The sequence below is a fragment of the Stenotrophomonas sp. YJH_SMC_40 genome (assembly GCF_059368615.1).
Window position 1 is genome coordinate 201,907 of the sequence record NZ_JCAFRX010000002.1, and the last position, 18,090, is coordinate 219,996.

Consider the following 18,090-nt stretch of genomic DNA (forward strand, 5'->3'; position numbering starts at 1 on the left):
GGGTCAGGACCCGGCGGCGGCCGTGGACCGCTGCGTTGCGCGGTCAGTTGGCCAGCTGGCAGGTGGCCGGCTTGGCCGAGGTGAACAGGCCAGGGGTCGCCCACTCGGGGTGGTCGATGAACGGGTTGCGGTTGCCCTGGAAGCTGTAGATCACGTCATTGCGCGCGCGCTCGGCATCATCCGGCGGGTCGGACAGGTGCCAGTCGATCAGCGTCGACAGCAGGCCCATGTAGGCCGGTGAGCTGCTGGTCTTGACGATCCTGCTGCGGTCGTCGGTCAGCTCCAGGTCCGGCTCGGACTGGCCAGTGGCTGCATCCTTGCCGCCCTCGTAGCGGATCGCCATGTACATTACCGCACGCGCCATGTCGCCCTTGCGCTTGCCCCACACCTCGAACGTGCCGGTGTTGCCGTCCGGCGTGCGCACCCAGTTGGAGTTGCCCGGATAGCCACCACTGCCGCCACCCTGGCCGTTGTTGGCCTCGGTGGCGCGCTCGCCGCAGCTGGCGTCGCACTTGCCGAACGGCTTGTTGCCACGGTCGGCGTTCCACTGTGCATCGGTCAGGTACAGCATGTGGGTGTCGGTATACGGCGCGTACGGCAGGCCCTTGTCACCCGTGGTGGTGGCAAAACCCAGCGAGTTCGGCCAGGTGTGCTCGCGGTTGTACTTCAGGCCACTGCCGCTGCCGGCGCGATCGGTCACCTTGGCGTAGCTGCGGTTGCGATACGCGTCGAGGATGCGGTTCGGGTTGTTCGGGTCCTCGTCGGCGATCTCCAGGATGGTCCAGGTACTGGTGCCCGAGCCGCTGTACGGGTAGGCGGTGTGGCCCTTGATTGTCGCGTGCAGCGAGCAGCGCAGCTGGCTCGGGCTGGAGGTGTTGACCTTGGAGTAGTAGCCGGCCGGCACACCCGGGTTGCCCGGGTCCGGATTGCCGCCGGTGCTGGCCACGGTGAAGGCGATGCGGCTGTCGGCCGCCGGGTGTGCGCCCTGCAGGTCGGTGATGCGCGCGGCGCGGATGTCGAAGCGGCAGGCTTCACCGGCCACCAGCGCGGTGTTGGTGGACAGCTTCACGCTGCGTCCGCTGGCCGGGAAGGTCAGCGGCACGCTGCCGGAGGTACCGCAGCTCAGCGCGAACGCGCCGCTGGCCAGGTTCACCGTCTCGCTGAACACCACTTCCAGATCGGCCGCGGCCGGGAAGGTGCTGCTGCCCTGCGCCGGGGTGGTGGTGGACACCGACGGCGGCGTGTTCGGGCCCGGGGTGCCGCCGCCACTGAAGGTCTGGCCGTTGTTGCAGCTGCCGAAGGTCTGCCTGGCCGACTCGGCCCAGGTGAAGTGGGCGTACTGGCTGCCGCTGCCGGTCAGCTGCAGCGAGGTGCCCGGCGCCGTGCTGTTGGTCTCGGCCACCGGAATGTTCTGGCTGGTCATGCCGGCGGCAGGGCCACCGGAGGCGGTGATGGCGCCCTCGTAGCTGAGGAACTGGACCACCTTGCCGCTGGCGTCGACCAGGGCGATGCCGTCGTTCGGGCCGTTCTGGATGCCGTTGGTCGGGTAGTTGACCACGGCGATGCTGGCGCTGCCGCAACCGGCGGCGGTGCCGGCCGGGACCGGGTTGTTGGCGTAGACCGTGGCGGCCGAAGGATTGCTGCCGTTGTAGAGGTAGAGGCGGTAGCCGGACAGGTCTTCACCTGCGGTAGCGACCACTTCGATGGCTTCGCCGACGTCACCGGCGGCGGTGCTGTCGTCGTAGTGCAGTTCGTTGATGAAGACCTCGGCCTGGGCCGGCGCCGCGGCCAGTGCCAGCAGGCAGGCGGCGGCAAGCGGGGACAGCAATCGCATCGACTACTCCTTGTGATTGGGAATGCCTGACCGAGCCTAAGGCTGATCCAGTGACACTTTGTCGTAAATGAACGTCAGATATCTGACAGTGCGACGCTTGTCACCGAAATTGTCCAGGACCGACGCCTTGGCCGAGGCGCGCGGGTGGAAAAATTTTTTCATTCCGCCCTTGAAAGGGGGCGGCGGGGCTCCATCTCTGCCCTGCTCCCGACGTTGTCGGGTTTCTTCACGTGCGGTTCTGGCACTCGCCTGGGGTGAGTGCTAACATCGCCGGACTTTTTTAGACCAATCAATCACTTAAGAGGTCTCCTATGAGCATCAAGCCGCTGCACGACCGCGTTGTGGTCAAGCCGATCGAAGCCGACGAAATCTCCGCCGGTGGCATCGTCATCCCCGACTCGGCCAAGGAAAAGTCCACCAAGGGTGAGGTCGTGGCCGTCGGCCCGGGCAAGCCGCTGGACAACGGCAACGTGCGCGCGCCGTCGCTGAAGGTCGGCGACAAGGTCATCTATGGCCAGTACGCCGGCAGCTCGTACAAGAGCGAAGGCGTCGAATACAAGGTCCTGCGCGAAGACGACGTGCTCGCCGTCATCGGCTGAGCCTCGGCGCGACCTGTTTCAACCTGATCCCAAACTCCCAGCCGCCGGGCACCGTCCGGCGCTACCAATGAGGTAAATGCAATGGCTGCCAAGGATATTCGTTTCGGTGAAGACGCCCGTTCGCGCATGGTGCGCGGCGTCAACGTTCTCGCCAATGCCGTCAAGGCCACCCTGGGCCCGAAGGGCCGCAACGTCGTGCTGGAAAAGAGCTTCGGCGCCCCGACCATCACCAAGGACGGCGTCTCCGTCGCCAAGGAAATCGAACTGGCTGACAAGTTCGAGAACATGGGCGCGCAGATGGTGAAGGAAGTTGCTTCGCGCACCAACGACGATGCCGGCGACGGCACCACCACCGCCACCGTGCTGGCCCAGGCCCTGATCCGCGAAGGCGCCAAGGCCGTTGCCGCCGGCATGAACCCGATGGACCTCAAGCGCGGTATCGACAAGGCCGTTTCGGCCGCCGTCGCCGAGCTGAAGAACATCTCCAAGCCGACCGCCGACGACAAGGCGATCGCCCAGGTCGGTACCATCTCGGCCAACTCGGACGAGTCGATCGGCCAGATCATCGCTGACGCGATGAAGGAAGTCGGCAAGGAAGGCGTCATCACCGTTGAAGAAGGCTCGGGCCTGGACAACGAGCTGGACGTGGTCAAGGGCATGCAGTTCGACCGCGGCTACCTGTCGCCGTACTTCATCAACAACCAGCAGTCGCAGACCGCTGACCTGGATGACCCGTTCATCCTGCTGCACGACAAGAAGATCTCCAACGTCCGTGACCTGCTGCCGGTGCTGGAAGGCGTCGCCAAGGCCGGCAAGCCGCTGCTGATCGTGGCCGAGGAAGTTGAAGGCGAAGCGCTGGCCACCCTGGTCGTCAACACCATCCGTGGCATCGTCAAGGTCGTGGCCGTCAAGGCCCCGGGCTTCGGCGACCGTCGCAAGGCGATGCTGGAAGACATGGCCGTGCTGACCGGCGGCACCGTGATCTCCGAAGAAGTCGGCCTGTCGCTGGAGAAGGCCACCATCAAGGACCTGGGCCGCGCCAAGAAGGTGCAGGTCTCCAAGGAGAACACCACCATCATCGACGGCGTCGGCGACAAGGCCAACGTTGATGCACGCGTGGCGCAGATCAAGACCCAGATCCAGGACACCTCCTCGGATTACGACCGCGAGAAGCTGCAGGAACGCGTGGCCAAGCTGGCCGGCGGTGTTGCCGTGATCAAGGTCGGCGCCTCGACCGAAATCGAAATGAAGGAAAAGAAGGATCGCGTCGACGACGCCCTGCACGCCACCCGTGCGGCCGTTGAAGAAGGCGTGGTTCCGGGCGGCGGCGTTGCCCTGGTCCGCGCGATCACCGCGCTGGCCGGCCTGAAGGGCGCCAACGAAGACCAGAACCACGGCATCCAGATCGCCCTGCGTGCGATGGAAGCCCCGCTGCGCGAGATCGTTGCCAACGCCGGTGACGAGCCGTCGGTCATCATCAACAAGGTCAAGGAAGGCACCGGCAGCTTCGGCTACAACGCCGCTACCGGCGAGTTCGGCGACATGCTGCAGTTCGGCATCCTGGACCCGACCAAGGTGACCCGTTCGGCGCTGCAGAACGCGGCCTCGATCGCTGGCCTGATGATCACCACCGAAGCCATGGTTGCCGAAGCTCCGAAGAAGGACGAGCCGGCCATGGGCGGCGCCGGTGGCATGGGCGGCATGGGTGGCATGGGCGGCATGGACTTCTAAGGTCCACGCCCGCGTCGGACGTTGCCGGCCCTGGCCGGCGCGTCTCCCCGATGCAAGGAAAAACCCCGCCGCGAGGCGGGGTTTTTTTGTTGTCCGGTTGCCGCCATGGCGCCGCGTCGCTACGCTCGCAGGACCATGCCTACCTCGTTCATCGTCGTCGACGACTTCCTCTCTCCAGCCGATGCACACGGCCTGCGCCAGGCCGGGCTGGGCCTGACCTACCCGGCGCAGGAGGGGGCATTCCCCGGGCGTAATTCGCTCGAACGGCTGGAGCTGGACGGCCTGTCCGAGGCCGCGTCGCGGTTGGTCAACGAGCCGCTGCGGCCGGTCAATCCGTTGCAGTCGCACGGCAAGTTCCGGCTGACCCTGGCCAGCGATGTGGGTCGCGCCAAGGTGCACACCGACCATTCGCACTGGTCCGGCATCCTCTACCTCAGCGCCCCGGAGCACTGCGAAGGGGGTACCGAGTTCTTCCGCCATCGCCGCACCAACACCGAGCGCATGGCGCTGAACGCCCACGAGCTGGCTGCGCTGGGCTACGCCAACGGCGGCGACATGCATCGGGACATCATCGAGCGCGACAGCGTCGACGACAGCCAGTGGGAAATGACCATGCGCATCCCGATGCGCTTCAACCGCCTGGTGCTGCTGCGCCCGTGGTTCTGGCATACCGCCGGCCCGGCCTTCGGCGACCGGCCGGAGAATGGGCGGCTGGTCTACCTGATGTTCTTCGAGCAGGCGCGTTGAAGGGAGATCATCCACGCATGGCGTGGATCTACTTCACGAATGCCTTCGCTGCGCCGTACTCCCACTGCCACGGTACGCCGATGTCGCCCAGCACGAAGGCCACCATCGCCGGGAAGGTCGCCTCGGCGCGCACATCGTTGCCCAGGATCACCACGCAGCGCTGCTGCTGCTCGACGCACACCAGCGTATTACCGACCGCATCATCGTGGCCGCCCTTGTAGAAGCCCGCGCCTTGCGGGCCACGGAAAGTCACCACCCCCAGGCCGGCCGCCAGGTCCTTGCGCTGCAGCGCCTTCGGCAGCTCCGGCTGCAGGGTGGGGAACTGGCTGGCGGTGGTGATCGGCAGCTGCGGCCGCACCAGCTCCTTGCGCATCGTCACTGACAGCCCATCGCCGCGCACGTAGCCGGCGGCGAAACGGGCCATGTCGGCGATGGTGGTATCCATCGAACCGGCCGCGCGTACGCGGCTGCGCTCATCGTGCGGCTCGGCGGTGCCCTCCTTGGTCCAGCCGTCGGCCAGGTTGGTGGCGAAGTCCCCGCGCCACATCATGCTGGTGCGGGTCATGCCGAAGCGGTCGAATACCCGCTGCTGCATCAACGCACCCACATCCTCGCCCAGCCGTCCGCGTTCGATCACGAACTGCAGCAGGATCAGCCCTTCGCCGGAATAGCCGTAGCGGCTGCCTGGATCGAAGTGGAACTTCAGCCGGCCGTCCGGTTCCAGAAACGCGAAGTTGGCAAAACCACTGGCGTGGTTGAGCAGCAGGCGAGGGGTGAGCTGGCGCCAGCGCGCATCATCGGCCAGCACGCTGTAGTCGGCGTACTTCTTCGTTTCGGGCGGATAGTCTGGCAACGGCTTGTCCAGCGCTGTGGCGATGCTGGCATCCAGATCGATCCTGCGGTCCTGCGCCAGCTGCGCGACCAGATGGCCGAATGCCATCTTGGTCAGCGAGGCGGCGTACATCACCGTATCAGTGCGCAGTGGTTCGCCTGCGGTATTGCGCTCGCCGTAGGCGGCGACGTGCACCACCTTGCCGCCGTCGATCACCGCCAGTGCCATGCCGCGCGCCTGTGCGGCCTGCATCAACCGCTGCGCTTCGGCATCGATGCGGGCCGGCGAGGGTACCGGGGGAGGTGCAGCCAGCACGGCCAGCGGGAACAGCGTCAGCAACATCAGGGCAGCACGGCACATGCGTGGAACTCCTGGTGGGGCGCACGGTGATGCTACGCCAGGCTGCCGCTGGCGTCATTGCCGGATGTCAGCTGGCCTGCGGCCGGCGCAGGCAGATCCGGGACGCGCCGGCACCGATGTCCACCTGGCCGCCGCGCATTGCATCCGCACCAAGGATCAGCGCCGGCCGGCCCTCCAGGCCGATCGCCTTGAACACTGGCAGTTCGCTGATGCGGACCTCCATCGAGGGGTGCTGCCAGCCGTTGCCGGCCATGCCGGGCAGGGTGTACAGCCAGGTTGCCTGCTTTCCGCCGCCCAGGCCTTCGGTGCCCTTTTCACGCACCCGCACCCGTGCGTCGCTGCCGTCGGTGCGCAGCCCCAGTGCGCGGGCTGCTTCGGCGTTGAGGACGGTCTGCGCGGCACCGGTGTCGACCACGGCGATGGCGTCCACCGCGGGCGCGCCCAGTGCAAGCATGATGAAACCGAACTGGCGCAGGCCGTCAGTGCGTCCGGGCAGCGCATTGGGCTGGCAACCCGGTCCTTCCAGGTTCAATCCGCCGGGTGTCCACAGCGCCAGTTGATTGCGGCCGAAGTCCCAACGGGTGTCCCAGCGTCCGGTCAGATCGTTGCCGATCAAGCCGTCAATGGCCGGATCATCGTCCTTCGGCAACGACGACAGATCGACCTTCATGGCTTGGGCCTGCAGCTGCCAACTGCCCAGCTGCCAGGACGTTCTGCGTATGCGCTGCAGCCGCGCGGAGGCTGCACTTGCCCCTTGGGCCTGCGATACCTCCGCATCCGCATCTCCCAGACCGTAGCGCCGCACGACGCGGTCATCGACCAGCGTGGCGCCTGCCGCGCTGTCGACCACGAAGCGCAGCGGTTCGGCACGCCCGTCCAGCGACACGGCCACGGCCGGATGACCGCCCTGCATCCACATCGGCAGGATGTGTTCGGGGGAATCGGACGCCAGCGCAGCCAGCGGGGCAGCAAGCAGGACGAATGGGATGAGGCGCAAGGCAAGTCTCCGCAGTGATCATGGGTGACCATTGGCGCGCAGCGGCGTATCGCGGGAATATCGGCGTTGATACCGTCCTGATACAGACCTGCCTGATACTGCCTGCATGACGACTCCCGCCCGTGTCATCGTTGTCGATGACGACGCCAGCATCCGTGATGCCATCGCCGATTGCCTGTTGCTGCATGGCTACCAGGTACGGGTGGCAGCGGACGCGACGGCGCTGGACGTGCTGCTGCAGGTCGATCGCCCGGACGTGATCATCCTCGACTGGATGATGCCCGGTGAGGATGGCCTGTCGGTCTGCCGCCGGCTGCAGGCACGGGCCATTCCGATCCTGATGCTGTCGGCGATGGGCAGCGCACCGGACAGGGTGATCGGCCTGGAGATGGGCGCGGACGACTACCTGGCCAAGCCGTTCGACCCGCGCGAGCTGCTGGCGCGGGTACGCGCGCTGCTGCGCCGGCAGGACAAGCTGCGCGCGCAGGTAGCCAGTGAACTGCGCTTTTCTGGTTGGCGGTTGCTGCCGGAACAACGTCGCCTGCTGGCGCCGGATGGGAACGAGCTGGTGCTCAGCCGTGGTGAATTCAGCCTGTTGCTGGCGCTGGCCGAACGCCCCGGGCGGGTGCTGGGGCGCGAGCAGCTGCTGCAGCTGAGCCGTGGCGAACCGAGTGACAGCGTCGACCGCGCGGTCGACCTGGCGATCAGCCGCCTGCGCCGCAAGCTCGGGCAGGCCTCACCCGGTGCGGAAGCCCTGGTGCAGACATCGCGTGGCGAAGGCTATCGCTTCCACGCCGAGGTCCAGGTGCTGTGAACAGCCGGTGGCCGACCGCGCGTTGGATCACGATGCTGGCCCTGGCCAGCCTGCTGCTGGCGACACTGGTCAGCGTGGCCGTGGTTGGCTGGATGCCTCGGCCCGCGCCGCCACCGATGCGGTTGGACCAGGCCGTGCAGGTGCTGCGGGGGGAGCAGGCCGCGGCACCACTGGGCCTGCATCTGGCGACGCAGGATGCGCCACCAAAGGGCAGTGCCAGTGACTGGCTCACCCAGTTGGCGGCGCTGCAGATGGGTTTGCCGGCGAAGGAGGTGCGCCTGGTCTGGAGCGGACAGGGCAAGGCGCCTGATGTGCAGGTCATCGAAGGCGGCGCGGTGCTCGACGGCACGGCGCGGGTCGGTGTACTGAAGGCGCAGGCCGCGCTGCTGACCGCGATGCAATGGCCGCCGTTTGAACTGGGCGTGCGCCAGGCCGATGGCCGCTGGCGGGTGGTCGGCAGCGATCACAGTGATCTGGCAGCTTGGCGGCGACAGGTGATACTGGCGCTGCTGGGCGGTGCCGTGTTGCTGGCGCCGCTGGCGGCGTGGGCATCGATCCGGCTGGGGCGTCCACTACGACGCTTGGCCGATGCCAGTGCACGTGTGGACCTGCAAGCCGACACGCCCCTGCCGGATGATGGCCCGCGCGAGGTACAGATGCTGGCCGCCGCGATCGGCACCGGTCGAGAGCGCCTGCGTGCGCAGGCCCAGGACATGACCCATATGCTGGCTGCAGTGGCGCACGACCTGCGCACACCATTGACCGGCCTGCGACTGCGCGCCGAGTTCGCGCCCACACCACAGGCGGCCCGGATGGTGGCGGACATCGAGCGCATGGACACGATGATCGAGCAGGTGCTCGATTACGCACGCGGCGAATTGCAGCCGTTGCAGATGCGCCCGCTGGATCTGGCCGCGCTGCTGGAGGAGTGCGTGCAGGCAGCGTTGCTGCGCGGTGTCGAGATCTCCATCCAGGGGCCGGACAGTCTGCCCTGGCACGGCGACGCGCTGCTGCTTCGGCGCGCGTTCGACAACCTTATCGACAATGCCGATCGCTATGCCGGGGCGGTGGAACTGCGGCTTGCCGTGGTTGAGCGAGGGGTCCAGCTGGAGGTGATGGATCGGGGCCCAGGTATCGCCGAGGGCGACCGAGTACGCCTGCTGCAACCGTTCCAGCGCAGCGAGCGTTCTCGTAGTCGCACCACCGGTGGTGCGGGACTTGGGCTGGCAGTGGCCGCCAATGTGGCGAGGCGGCACGCGGGCGAACTGCAGCTGCTGCACCGGGAGGGCGGCGGGCTGGTTGCGTGCCTGCTGCTGGGAAAGTTCACCTGATATCGGCTGTGGTTTACAGGCAGCGGCTGTTCGGCTGTATGATTAGCCACCTAACCATATCACGTGCGTGAGATGATCGAAGCCAAGCACCATGCCCTGATCGAGGAAGCGCAGCGACGCGGTCACGCCAACATCGCGCCGCTGCGCCTGTGTTTCCAGCTGCTCTCGCTGTCCTCGTCGATCGATCGCGACTGCGCCGCGCGGCTGGCACCGCATGGGCTCAGCGAGGGTCGCTTCATCGTGCTGTTCCTGTTGCACGGGGCCGGTGGCGCACTGCCGCCGCATGTGCTGGCCGAGCGCGCCGGCGTGACCCGCGCCACCATCAGCGGCCTGCTCGATGGCCTGCAGCGCGAAGGCCTGCTGCAGCGTCGCAACGATGACGGGGATGGCCGCCGCCTGCAGATCGTGCTGACCGCACCGGGAAAGCGTTTGGCCGAATCGCTGTTCGAGCAGCACACGCAATGGATCGGTGGGCTGTTCAACGGCCTGGATGCTGATGAACAGCAGCAGCTGTCACAGCTGCTGCACAAGGTCTGGCAGCACACGGACGCCGGGCGGGAATCCGCAGCATGAGCACGGCCATTCCTGCGGAACGCCGGCAAGCACTCAACACCGGCCGCGTCCCCGCCACCCATCTGGCAGAATGCCTGGCAGTGGATTTTGCCGCGCTGCTGCAGGTGGTGGCGCCTGCGCTTGCACCGGAGGCGCTGCAACGCATGCGGGACGCCTCAGGCAAGGGCATCACGCTGCGCATGGCCCTGGCTGCGCAACTGCTGCGTGAGGCGGGGCAGGGGGCGCCTGCGCTCTGGCAGCATCACAGCTCCGATACCGTGCGCGGCTGGGCCTGCTACCTGATCGGCAGCGATGCCCGCGCAACGCTGGCAGGGAAGCTGCAGCAGATGCGCACACTGGCCGATGACCCCCATTTCGGTGTGCGCGAATGGGCGTGGCTGGCACTACGCACGGACATCGTTGCCGCACCACTGCAGGCGCTGGAGCACCTGCAACCGTGGTCACAGGAAACATCGCCGTACCTGCGCCGCTTCGCCTGCGAAGCACTGCGTCCGCGCGGTGTCTGGGCCACGCATATCGCACTGTTCAAGCAGCACCCGGAACATGCATCCGCGCTGCTGGAAGCACTGGCCGACGATCCGGAACGCTATGTGCAGGATTCGGTCGGAAATTGGCTCAACGATGCCGGCAAGACCCAGCCGCAGTGGCTGCGCCAGCTGTGTACGCGTTGGCAGCATGAGCGCCACAGCGACGCCAACGCCTACATCCGCAAACGCGCGCTGCGCTCGCTCCGGTAGTGCCGGCCGCTGGCCGGCAACCCCCGAACCCTCAAGGAAGAACCACCATGTCGCACACCTTCATCGAGCTCTACACCGCCACTCCTGCCTGGACCACACTTCCGCCCGAGCAGCGGAACGCCTTCTTCGCCCGTATCGGCGCCGGCATGCAGCAGTTCGATCCGGTCCGCATCACGCCGCTGGCGATGGGCCGCATTGCCTCGGGCGTACCGCACGGCAGCGATGAGCAGTTCTATGCGGTCTGGCGCTGCGCAAGCCGCGAGGAGGTCGATGCGTTGATGGCCGGCATTGCCGCTACCGGCTGGCATGAGTACTTCACCACCACCCAGGCGGTAGGCGCGATGGACAGCATGGCCCAGCACCTTGCCGACCTGGCGGCCTTGTAGCGGGGCGGCAGACGCCGGCAGATCCCGGTGCTGGGCATGGGTGGCACATGCGCCTGTCACGCAGACGCGGTAAACAGGACATTGCCCATGTCCATCCGCAGGAAGGTCGATCATGCAGAGCACGCTCCAGGTCACGCTGTTCGGCCCTCTTGGCGACAGCCCGGCGTTGCAGTTGCCGGGGCTGGAGGGGCCGTCGGTGGCCATCCAGGAATCGGCCCTGCGGCGCTTGGTTTCCGATCTCTACACCGCGCGTTCCCTGCTCAACCCCGAGCAGCTGGACGAGGCCCGGCAGGAACTGGATCGCGTGCTGGAACGCTGGGCCGACATCCATGAGGGCCTGCTGCTGGACGTGGAAGTGCATGGCAAATGAGCGACGTTGCGTGGGTGCCGCCGCGTGGGCAGGGCTGGCGCGCATCTCGCTGAACCGCGTCCCCAGTTGCGGATGAAACATTTTGCACTGCGCAAAAGCTGTGCTATCAATACAACCCATGAACGCAGCCGCCACCCGCTTTTACTGGTATTACTTTCCGAAGCCACTGGCGGAGGAAGGACTGCGCTCACCCTGAAGAAAGCTTCAGACGCATTCCCGAAAGCCGCCAGCGAACCTGGCGGCTTTTTTCATGCTGCCACGCTGGGGACCCCCAACGTTCCGGAGACCTCCCCCAATGCCCCCGCACACCGACGACCTGCGTATCCGCACCATCGAACCGCTGACACCGCCTGCCCAGCTGCTGGCGATGCTGCCGTGTGACGATGAAGCCTCCGACACCGTCAGCGCCTCGCGCGCGGCCCTGCACCAGATCCTGCATGGCCGTGACGACCGCCTGGCGGTGGTGGTTGGCCCATGCTCGATCCACGACCCGAAGGCCGCCATCGAGTACGCCCAGCGCCTGAAGCCGCTGCGTGACGCGCTGGCCGGGGAACTTGAAATCGTGATGCGCGTGTACTTCGAGAAGCCGCGCACCACGGTGGGCTGGAAGGGCCTGATCAACGATCCGGACCTGGACGGCAGCTTCAGGATCGACAAGGGCCTGCGCATCGCCCGTGGCCTGCTGCGCGACATCAACAAGCTCGGCCTGCCGGCCGGCGTCGAGTTCCTCGACGTGATCTCGCCGCAATACATCGCCGATCTGGTGGCCTGGGGCGCCATTGGTGCGCGCACCACCGAAAGCCAGGTGCACCGCGAACTGGCCTCGGGGCTGTCGTGCCCGGTCGGCTTCAAGAACGGCACCGATGGCAACGTGAAGATCGCCGCCGACGCGGTGGGTGCGGCCTCCAATCCGCATCACTTCCTGTCGGTCACCAAGCAGGGCGGCACCGCCATCGTGTCGACCACTGGCAACCCGGATTGCCATGTGATCCTGCGCGGCGGCAAGCAGCCGAACTACGATGCAGGCAGTGTCGCCGAGGCCTGCCAGGCGCTGGCCAAGGCCAAGCTGCCGACTCGTCTGATGATCGACGCCAGCCATGCCAACAGCCTGAAGAATCCGGACAACCAGCCGAAGGTGATCGAGGACATCGCCGTTCAGTTGGAAGACGGTGAACAGCGCATCGTCGGTGTGATGATCGAGAGCCATCTGGTCGGTGGTCGCCAGGAACTGGTGGAAGGCCAACCGCTGGTCTACGGGCAGAGCATCACCGATGGCTGCATCGACTGGGACACCACCGTGACGGTGCTGGAGCGACTGGCCGCGGCCGTGCGCGCCCGTCGCGACGTGAAGGTGTCCGAAGCCGCTTGACTGCGGCACGTGTGTGGATGGCGGCCAGCGCCTGCGGGGGTGCGGCCGCGATCAGGGCCGGTCGGAGTTGGAGACCGGCCCATCTGCACCGGCGATGCGCCTGGCGCTGCGCATGAGCGACAGCGCCAGGTACATCGCCGGGGTGGTGCGGATTCCGCCGCGCGAACCTCAATGCACTTCGTCGTGGTACACGAACTTCGGCATTTCCCAGCGGTAGTGGATCGCCAGCAGGCGTAGCGCGAAGCCGCCGCCGAGGCAGCACAGGATCGCGGTGGCGTCGGCCACGCCCCAGTGCAGCAGCAACAGGTAGGCCGCGCCGGTCAGCAGCGCGATGATCGCGTACAGCTCCTTCTGGAAGATCAGCGGCACCTCGTTGCAGAGGATGTCGCGCAGCACGCCGCCGAACGCGCCGGTCAGCATGCCGGCGATCAGCACGATCGGCATCGCATGGCCGGCTTCGCGCGCAATCGAGCAGCCGATCAGGGTGAAGGCGATCAGGCCCAGGCCATCGAGCACCAGGAAGGTGCGGCGGAAGTGGTGCATCCAGCGCGCCACCCAGGTGGCGATCAGCGCCGCGCACACGGTGAAGCCCAGGTACTCGGGATGCTTCACCCAGCCCAGCGGGTAGTGGCCGAGCAGGATGTCGCGCAGTGAACCACCGCCGAGTGCGGTGACGCAGGCGATCATGACCACGCCGAACAGGTCCATGCGGCGGCGGCCGGCGGACAGCGCGCCGGTCATGGCTTCGGCGGAAATGGCGATCAGGTAGATGATGGACAGCAGCATGGGGCAGGCTCCGGGCGCGGTGGGGCCGGCCATGCGCGGACGCCGCCATTGCCTGCGCAATGACGGAATGACGATGACCGGTGCCGCTCCCGCTGTCCTTTTGCCTGAGAGTTCAGCGGCATGGGCCGCGTGCCCCTTCGGCGGATCGTCCCGGGCATGCCCGGTGACCTCTCTCCAGCTCGGCGAGTCGAATGCATGGTTGGTGGGATTCCAGCCCACCGGCCTGAGCGATCATGGGAGCCTGCGCCTTCGGCGGGCGCCAGCGCGGCGCCTCTCTCCTGCATTCGGGCGCCAGTATATCCGCTGCAGTGCAGCACGGCATAATCCGGGCATGGCCCCGTCCCTCCGCCCGTGGTTCCTGTACCTGCTCGAATGTCGCGATGGCAGCTATTACGCCGGCATCAGCACCGACGTGGACGCGCGTTTCGCCGCCCACCAGGCTGGCAAGGGCGCGCGCTACACCCGGGCCCGGCCGCCGCTGCGGGTGCTGGCCGTGCGCGAGTACCCGGACCGGGCCGCCGCCTCCCGCGCCGAATGGCAGCTCAAGCAGCAGCCGCGCGAACGCAAGCTGGCCTGGCTGCAGGCGGTGGATGCTCGGTCCCTGTAGATCCATGGCATACATGGATGCCTCTGTGCCGCCATGCGATGATCGCCCAGCCCTCAGCGCTGGAGACCCGGATGTCCACCGTCGCCCTGTTGTTCGCTCTCTCCGCGTCAACCAGTCCCGCTGCCGACCCGGCCACCCTCGCGGCCATCGAAGCCACCTGCCATGACTACGTCGACGGCCAGCTGGAGGCCGACCCGCAGCGCGTCGCCCGCTCCCTGCACCCGGACCTGGCCAAGCGCGCGGTCCTCGGCGATACGCCCGACGAGCGGCTGGGCCTGCGCCGCATGTCGAAGGAAGAACTGGTCGCGCTGACGAAGCAGGGCGCGCTGAAAACCCCGAAGGATCAATGGGACCGCCGCTGCACGGTGCTGGACGTGACCGGCAATGCCGCCTCGGTGCGATTGGAAACGCCGTGGTTCGTCGATTACTTCCACATGGGGCGCTTCGACCAGCGCTGGGTCATCGTCAATGCGTTGTGGTACCCGAAACCGAAGGCGAAGTGAGCACGATGCGTGCCGCCGGTAAGGCATGGGTCTCCGTCGTCGTATTGGCCGCCGGCATCGCACTGCTGCCTGGCCTGCTGTACCTGCTCGGGCTTGCCCTGGTGGGCGGTTGGCCGAAGCCAGCAGACCGTGCGCCCAGTGGTGTGGCTGCGTGCAGCAGTGAACCGCGAACAGGATTTCAGCCGATGAATCCCTGGAGTTTCGCCGCGCAGTTCTTCGACGACGACGCGATGAAGAAGAAGGTGCCAGAGGTGGAACGGGAGGCGTTCTGGATTGCCCGCCGCCATCTTTGGCGGCAGCCACGGCACGACATGCTGCGCTGGCATCTGAGCAGCACGGCACTGACGATCTGGATTACCCGCAACTGGAGTGCCGCGCAGATTGCCGACACCGCAAGGAAGGAGGACTTCTGCCGCGCATGGTCGAAACGGCGGGTGCCCGGCGGCCCGATGAAGCGGTAGATCCACGCCATGCATGGATGATGTTGGAGTCAGAGCCCTTTCCTGCGGAGAGGGGACGGACCGCGCGGCAGCCGGCCAGCGGCCGGCACTACCGTCGGGGTCGCCGGTCTTCCTGGTCATCACCGAAGATGATGCGCGCGCTGCGCTGGTAGCTCCAGTACGCCACGGCCCAGTTCAGCAGCACTACGATGCGGTTGCGGAAGCCGATCAGGAAGAACACGTGCGCGGCCAGCCAGAACCACCAGGCCAGCACGCCCGACAGCTGCAGCCGCCCCAGGTGCACGATCGCGGCCATGCGACCGATAGTGGCCAGGTTGCCGTAGTCGGCGTACTTGAACGGGCCGGGCTCGGGCTTGCCGTGCAGGCGTGCACGGATCACCTCGGCCACGTATTTGCCCATCTGCTTGGCGGCGGGCGCCACGCCGGGTACCGGCTTGCCGTTGGCCTGGCTCAGTGCGGCCAGGTCACCGGCCACGAACAGCTCCGGGTGATCGGGCAGGGTCAGGTCCGGTTGCACCGGCACGCGGCCGGCGCGGTCCAGTGGCACGTCCAGCGTGCGCGCCAGCGGTGAAGCGGCCACGCCGGCGGCCCAGACCACGGTGCGGGCCGGCACGAACTGGTCACCGAGCGTGAAGCCCTGGCTGTCGATGTCGCTCACCGGGGTACCGGTCAGCACTTCCACGCCCAGCTTTTCCAGCTGCCGCCGTGCTTTCAGCGAAAGCACTTCCGGGAACGAGGACAGCACGCGCGGGCCGGCTTCGACCAGCCGCACCTTGGCGCTGGCCGGATCAATGTGGCGGAACTCATTGCGCAATGTATGCCGCGCGATCTCGGCCAGGGTGCCGGCCAGTTCAACACCGGTGGGACCGCCACCGACCACCGCGAAGCTCAGCCACGCGGCCTTCTTCGCCGGGTCCGGTTCTGCTTCGGCACGCTCGAACGCCAGCAGCAGCTTGCGGCGCAGCGCGATCGCATCGTCCAGCGTCTTCAGGCCGGGCGCATCATCGGCCCACTGGTCGTTGCCGAAGTAGGCGTGGGTGGCGCCGGTGGCCAGCAGCAGGCTGTCGTAGTCCAGCGTGCTGCCATCGGCCATGCGGATCTGCCGGGACTGCTTGTCGATGGCGACCACTTCGCCGAGGCGGACTTCCACGTTGCGCTGGTGGCCGAGGATATGGCGCAGTGGTGCAGCGATATCCGGCGCGGACAGGCCGGCGGTGGCCACCTGGTACAGCAGCGGCTGGAACAGATGATGGTTGCGGCGGTCGACCAGGGTGATGCGTATGCGCTCGCGGGCCAGGGCACGGGTGGCCCAGAGACCGGCAAAACCGCCGCCGACAACAACCAGGTGGGGAACGCGCTCGCGACTCATCGACTCACTCCAGTGGGGGCATTGGGGGAAGCGCCTGGCATCTTCGCACGGCGGCCGCCTGTCACGTCAGCGCCCGCGTGGATCGGCGATACTCGGGTTCAGGCAACCGCCCGCGAGGAGTCCATGAGCGAACCGGAAAAGCGCATCGCCCTGTTGATCGACGCCGACAATGCGCCGGCCTCGAAGATCGACGAGGTGTTGGCCGAAGTGGCCCGCTATGGGGTGGCCAACGTGCGCCGCGCCTATGGCAACTGGAAGAGCCCGCGACTGAAGGGGTGGGAAGCGGTGCTGCATGAGTATGCGATCCGTCCCATCCAGCAGTTCGCCTACAGCAAGGGCAAGAATGCCTCGGACATGGCGATGGTGATCGATGCCATGGACCTGCTGTACGCACGCAACCTGGATGGCTTTGCCATCGTCTCCAGCGATGCGGACTTCACCCCGATGGTGATGCGCCTGCTGACCGATGGCGTGAAGGTGTACGGTTTCGGCGAGAAGAAAACACCCGAGCCGTTCGTCAACGCGTGCTCGAAATTCACCTACCTGGAAGCACTGGGCCAGACCCACGCCAGCGTGCCGGATACCGAACAGGCATCCAGCGAACAGGCCTCGAACGAGCCGGTGGCCAACGACGATGCGCGCCCGCGCAAGAGCGGTGCGGAAATGCGCAGCGACACGCGGCTGGTGAAGATGCTGCGCCGCGCGGTGTCCGCGGCCGAGGGCGAGGATGGCTGGTCGCACCTCGGCCCGGTCGGCAGCCAGATCGGCAACCAGGCGTCGTTCGACCCGCGCAACTACGGCTACGGCAAGCTCAGCGATCTGCTGGCAGCGATCGGCCTGTTCGAACTGAAGAAGGATGGCAAGTCGTCCTACGTGCGCGCGCTGCCGAAAAAGAACCGGTAATGCCGGCCGCTGGCCAGCGAGGAACCGGTAGTGCCGGCCGCTGGCCGGCAATTCCCTGACGCCAGATCCCGCATCCGGTATGCACACACCCCGCCCGATCAGGGGTATCGTTGCCGCTCGCATTGCCAGCAAGGAATACCCGCATGTTGAAGATCTGGGGCCGTCGCAATTCCAGCAACGTCCGCAAGGTGCTGTGGTGTGCCGAGGAAATCGGCCTGCCGTACGAGTCCATCGAGGTCGGTGGCAGCCACGGCGGCACGCAGACGCCGGAATACCAGGCGATGAATCCCAATGGCCTGGTACCGGTGATCGAAGACCGCGGCCTGCCGCTGTGGGAATCGAACGCCATCGTGCGCTACCTGAGTGCGCGCTACGCGCTGGGCACGCTGTACGCCGAAGACCCGATGGAACGCGCCCAGGCCGAGAAGTGGATGGACTGGAGCACCTCGCGCATGGCGCCGCTGTACACCGACCTGATCTGGGGCATCATGCGCACCGCCCCGGCCGACCGCGACGAAGCGCGGATCAATGCCGCCATCGTGCGCGCCGGCGACTACCTGGCGATGGCCGATGCCACCCTGGCCAAGCAGCCGTGGCTGTCCGGCGAGACATTCGCGATGGGTGACATCCCGCTGGGCTCGCTGATCTATGCCTGGTTCGAACTGCCGATCCAGCGTCCGGAACTGCCGCACCTGGCCGACTGGTACGCCCGTCTTCGCGAGCGCCCCGCCTACCAGCGCGGCGTGATGTCGCCGCTGACGTAAGCGAAAGCGTCCGGGGT

Annotated in this window: 20 protein-coding genes and 2 riboswitches; of the genes, 15 read left to right on the forward strand and 5 right to left on the reverse strand. The window is 66.9% G+C overall.

The genetic code is table 11. From position 1 onward, the window contains the following. Positions 1–43: 43 nt before the first annotated feature. The gene (locus AC5P6X_RS03915; protein WP_005414629.1) at positions 44–1,834 is read right to left on the reverse strand and encodes an endonuclease; all 1,791 of its coding nucleotides are present in this window, start codon (positions 1,832–1,834) and stop codon (positions 44–46) included. A 311-nt stretch (positions 1,835–2,145) separates the two neighbouring features. Between AC5P6X_RS03915 and AC5P6X_RS03920 the strand changes: the two genes are divergently transcribed. The 3 genes from AC5P6X_RS03920 to AC5P6X_RS03930 all read left to right on the forward strand — a co-directional run bounded on the left by AC5P6X_RS03920 (position 2,146) and on the right by AC5P6X_RS03930 (position 4,911). Beyond that, entirely contained in the window at positions 2,146–2,433 is a 288-nt protein-coding gene (locus tag AC5P6X_RS03920) for a co-chaperone GroES (RefSeq protein WP_005411227.1), read from the forward strand. Between the two features lie 81 nt (positions 2,434–2,514). Then, a complete protein-coding gene (gene groL / locus AC5P6X_RS03925) occupies positions 2,515–4,164 on the forward strand; it encodes a chaperonin GroEL (RefSeq protein WP_005411226.1) in 1,650 nt (549 codons plus the stop codon). 135 nt (positions 4,165–4,299) lie between these two features. Then, the gene (locus AC5P6X_RS03930; RefSeq protein ID WP_005411225.1) at positions 4,300–4,911 is read left to right on the forward strand and encodes a DUF6445 family protein; all 612 of its coding nucleotides are present in this window, start codon (positions 4,300–4,302) and stop codon (positions 4,909–4,911) included. Between the two features lie 28 nt (positions 4,912–4,939). On the opposite strand, the gene AC5P6X_RS03935 is transcribed toward AC5P6X_RS03930, so the two are convergent. Continuing rightward, the gene (locus tag AC5P6X_RS03935; RefSeq protein WP_329752838.1) at positions 4,940–6,103 is read right to left on the reverse strand and encodes a serine hydrolase domain-containing protein; all 1,164 of its coding nucleotides are present in this window, start codon (positions 6,101–6,103) and stop codon (positions 4,940–4,942) included. 67 nt (positions 6,104–6,170) lie between these two features. Next, positions 6,171–7,100 (reverse strand): aspartyl protease family protein, encoded by a 930-nt coding sequence (locus tag AC5P6X_RS03940; protein WP_049419070.1) that lies wholly within the window; start codon positions 7,098–7,100, stop codon positions 6,171–6,173. A gap of 106 nt (positions 7,101–7,206) precedes the next feature. Here AC5P6X_RS03940 and AC5P6X_RS03945 point away from each other — a divergent pair, with 106 nt between their 5' ends. The 7 genes from AC5P6X_RS03945 (at position 7,207) to AC5P6X_RS03975 (ending at position 12,680) form a co-directional block, all read left to right on the forward strand. Further along, positions 7,207–7,914: a response regulator gene (locus tag AC5P6X_RS03945; RefSeq protein ID WP_005411222.1), complete on the forward strand. Its 708-nt coding sequence runs from the start codon at positions 7,207–7,209 to the stop codon at positions 7,912–7,914. Positions 7,915–7,946: 32 nt separating this feature from the next. Continuing rightward, complete coding sequence (locus AC5P6X_RS03950; RefSeq protein ID WP_285311383.1) at positions 7,947–9,245, forward strand: sensor histidine kinase; 1,299 nt, start codon at positions 7,947–7,949, stop codon at positions 9,243–9,245. 72 nt (positions 9,246–9,317) lie between these two features. After that, positions 9,318–9,818 carry a MarR family winged helix-turn-helix transcriptional regulator gene (locus tag AC5P6X_RS03955; RefSeq protein ID WP_005414623.1) on the forward strand — a complete coding sequence of 167 codons (501 nt, stop codon included), beginning with the start codon at positions 9,318–9,320 and terminating at the stop codon, positions 9,816–9,818. After that, entirely contained in the window at positions 9,815–10,555 is a 741-nt protein-coding gene (locus tag AC5P6X_RS03960; protein ID WP_005411219.1) for a DNA alkylation repair protein, read from the forward strand. Before AC5P6X_RS03955 ends, AC5P6X_RS03960 begins: the two co-directional genes overlap by 4 nt. A gap of 47 nt (positions 10,556–10,602) precedes the next feature. Next, a complete protein-coding gene (locus tag AC5P6X_RS03965; protein ID WP_005411218.1) occupies positions 10,603–10,941 on the forward strand; it encodes a DUF6616 family protein in 339 nt (112 codons plus the stop codon). A gap of 112 nt (positions 10,942–11,053) precedes the next feature. Then, entirely contained in the window at positions 11,054–11,311 is a 258-nt protein-coding gene (locus AC5P6X_RS03970) for a hypothetical protein (RefSeq protein WP_005411217.1), read from the forward strand. A gap of 295 nt (positions 11,312–11,606) precedes the next feature. Further along, positions 11,607–12,680, forward strand: coding sequence for a 3-deoxy-7-phosphoheptulonate synthase (locus AC5P6X_RS03975; RefSeq protein ID WP_005411216.1), 1,074 nt, complete (start codon positions 11,607–11,609; stop codon positions 12,678–12,680). A gap of 168 nt (positions 12,681–12,848) precedes the next feature. Here AC5P6X_RS03975 and AC5P6X_RS03980 read toward each other — a convergent pair whose 3' ends face one another. Next, positions 12,849–13,466, reverse strand: coding sequence for a trimeric intracellular cation channel family protein (locus tag AC5P6X_RS03980; protein WP_005411215.1), 618 nt, complete (start codon positions 13,464–13,466; stop codon positions 12,849–12,851). Positions 13,467–13,548: 82 nt separating this feature from the next. Continuing rightward, positions 13,549–13,654: riboswitch (glycine riboswitch) on the reverse strand. 13 nt (positions 13,655–13,667) lie between these two features. Further along, a riboswitch (glycine riboswitch) is annotated at positions 13,668–13,757 on the reverse strand. 40 nt (positions 13,758–13,797) lie between these two features. On the opposite strand from AC5P6X_RS03980, the gene AC5P6X_RS03985 reads away from it, so the two are divergent. From AC5P6X_RS03985 to AC5P6X_RS03995, 3 genes are all read left to right on the forward strand, one after another. Further along, on the forward strand, positions 13,798–14,073 hold the full coding sequence (locus AC5P6X_RS03985; protein WP_049450289.1) for a GIY-YIG nuclease family protein: 276 nt from the start codon (positions 13,798–13,800) through the stop codon (positions 14,071–14,073). 71 nt (positions 14,074–14,144) lie between these two features. Then, positions 14,145–14,576, forward strand: a complete 432-nt coding sequence (locus AC5P6X_RS03990; protein WP_005411213.1) for a nuclear transport factor 2 family protein — start codon at positions 14,145–14,147, stop codon at positions 14,574–14,576. Between the two features lie 5 nt (positions 14,577–14,581). After that, positions 14,582–15,037, forward strand: coding sequence for a hypothetical protein (locus tag AC5P6X_RS03995; RefSeq protein ID WP_049450292.1), 456 nt, complete (start codon positions 14,582–14,584; stop codon positions 15,035–15,037). Positions 15,038–15,125: 88 nt separating this feature from the next. On the opposite strand, the gene AC5P6X_RS04000 is transcribed toward AC5P6X_RS03995, so the two are convergent. After that, on the reverse strand, positions 15,126–16,406 hold the full coding sequence (locus AC5P6X_RS04000) for an NAD(P)/FAD-dependent oxidoreductase (RefSeq protein ID WP_099605095.1): 1,281 nt from the start codon (positions 16,404–16,406) through the stop codon (positions 15,126–15,128). Between the two features lie 123 nt (positions 16,407–16,529). Between AC5P6X_RS04000 and AC5P6X_RS04005 the strand changes: the two genes are divergently transcribed. Together AC5P6X_RS04005 and AC5P6X_RS04010 are read left to right on the forward strand one after the other, a co-directional pair. Further along, positions 16,530–17,309: an NYN domain-containing protein gene (locus AC5P6X_RS04005; protein WP_005411210.1), complete on the forward strand. Its 780-nt coding sequence runs from the start codon at positions 16,530–16,532 to the stop codon at positions 17,307–17,309. A 143-nt stretch (positions 17,310–17,452) separates the two neighbouring features. Beyond that, positions 17,453–18,073, forward strand: coding sequence for a glutathione S-transferase family protein (locus AC5P6X_RS04010; protein ID WP_169448973.1), 621 nt, complete (start codon positions 17,453–17,455; stop codon positions 18,071–18,073). The last annotated feature ends 17 nt before the right edge of the window (positions 18,074–18,090 follow it).

Excerpts from the sequence above, each read along its gene's own strand:
- AC5P6X_RS03980 (WP_005411215.1), bottom strand. The coding sequence starts at position 13,466 with ATGCTGCTGTCCATCATCTACCTGATCGCCATTTCCGCCGAAGCCATG.
- AC5P6X_RS03915 (WP_005414629.1), bottom strand. The coding sequence starts at position 1,834 with ATGCGATTGCTGTCCCCGCTTGCCGCCGCCTGCCTGCTGGCACTGGCC.
- AC5P6X_RS03975 (WP_005411216.1), top strand. The coding sequence starts at position 11,607 with ATGCCCCCGCACACCGACGACCTGCGTATCCGCACCATCGAACCGCTG.
- AC5P6X_RS03985 (WP_049450289.1), top strand. The coding sequence starts at position 13,798 with ATGGCCCCGTCCCTCCGCCCGTGGTTCCTGTACCTGCTCGAATGTCGC.
- AC5P6X_RS04000 (WP_099605095.1), bottom strand. The coding sequence starts at position 16,406 with ATGAGTCGCGAGCGCGTTCCCCACCTGGTTGTTGTCGGCGGCGGTTTT.
- AC5P6X_RS03945 (WP_005411222.1), top strand. The coding sequence starts at position 7,207 with ATGACGACTCCCGCCCGTGTCATCGTTGTCGATGACGACGCCAGCATC.
- AC5P6X_RS03955 (WP_005414623.1), top strand. The coding sequence starts at position 9,318 with ATGATCGAAGCCAAGCACCATGCCCTGATCGAGGAAGCGCAGCGACGC.
- AC5P6X_RS03935 (WP_329752838.1), bottom strand. The coding sequence starts at position 6,103 with ATGTGCCGTGCTGCCCTGATGTTGCTGACGCTGTTCCCGCTGGCCGTG.
- AC5P6X_RS03950 (WP_285311383.1), top strand. The coding sequence starts at position 7,947 with ATGCTGGCCCTGGCCAGCCTGCTGCTGGCGACACTGGTCAGCGTGGCC.
- AC5P6X_RS03920 (WP_005411227.1), top strand. The coding sequence starts at position 2,146 with ATGAGCATCAAGCCGCTGCACGACCGCGTTGTGGTCAAGCCGATCGAA.
- AC5P6X_RS03995 (WP_049450292.1), top strand. The coding sequence starts at position 14,582 with ATGCGTGCCGCCGGTAAGGCATGGGTCTCCGTCGTCGTATTGGCCGCC.
- AC5P6X_RS03965 (WP_005411218.1), top strand. The coding sequence starts at position 10,603 with ATGTCGCACACCTTCATCGAGCTCTACACCGCCACTCCTGCCTGGACC.
- AC5P6X_RS03930 (WP_005411225.1), top strand. The coding sequence starts at position 4,300 with ATGCCTACCTCGTTCATCGTCGTCGACGACTTCCTCTCTCCAGCCGAT.
- AC5P6X_RS04010 (WP_169448973.1), top strand. The coding sequence starts at position 17,453 with ATGTTGAAGATCTGGGGCCGTCGCAATTCCAGCAACGTCCGCAAGGTG.
- AC5P6X_RS03970 (WP_005411217.1), top strand. The coding sequence starts at position 11,054 with ATGCAGAGCACGCTCCAGGTCACGCTGTTCGGCCCTCTTGGCGACAGC.
- AC5P6X_RS04005 (WP_005411210.1), top strand. The coding sequence starts at position 16,530 with ATGAGCGAACCGGAAAAGCGCATCGCCCTGTTGATCGACGCCGACAAT.
- AC5P6X_RS03990 (WP_005411213.1), top strand. The coding sequence starts at position 14,145 with ATGTCCACCGTCGCCCTGTTGTTCGCTCTCTCCGCGTCAACCAGTCCC.
- groL (WP_005411226.1), top strand. The coding sequence starts at position 2,515 with ATGGCTGCCAAGGATATTCGTTTCGGTGAAGACGCCCGTTCGCGCATG.
- AC5P6X_RS03960 (WP_005411219.1), top strand. The coding sequence starts at position 9,815 with ATGAGCACGGCCATTCCTGCGGAACGCCGGCAAGCACTCAACACCGGC.